The sequence below is a fragment of the Dellaglioa sp. CoH-57-MRSF-17 genome (genome assembly GCF_056782015.1).
On record NZ_JBXAXY010000024.1, the window covers coordinates 1 to 338 of the forward strand.

The 338-nt window shown below is 56.2% G+C and carries 1 protein-coding gene; it reads right to left on the reverse strand.

Going from position 1 to position 338, the window contains the following annotated elements; all coding sequences use genetic code 11:
- Window positions 1-321, reverse strand: a 321-nt coding sequence (locus AC1RPJ_RS07665; RefSeq protein ID WP_481762826.1) for a hypothetical protein, incomplete at its 3' end; no start/stop codon positions are given.
- Window positions 322-338: the final 17 nt, after the last annotated feature.

Consider the following 338-nt stretch of genomic DNA (forward strand, 5'->3'; position numbering starts at 1 on the left):
GATCGCACCACCGCCGTAGCCAGCCAACATCAATGCTTCGTGGAACGGACGGTGGCCCGAGATAAGGGTGCGGCGGCCGTCAAGCCAGTACAAGGTGTACAGGTCAGGATACTCTTCGGCAGGAGGCTCCGCGATCTGCATGATGGTGGTCGCAATCAGTCCATTGTAGTCAATGAAGGCTTCGGCCATCTCGTAGGTCTCGAAGACTTGCGCGCAACTCGGGATGAGCGAGTAGACGATACCGCTTTGGGTGCCTCCCAGAGTACCCTCGTCTATATAGTTGACGAAACCGGCGTCTTGGGCAAACAGCAGATAGGACATAATTCCTCCGTCGTTGT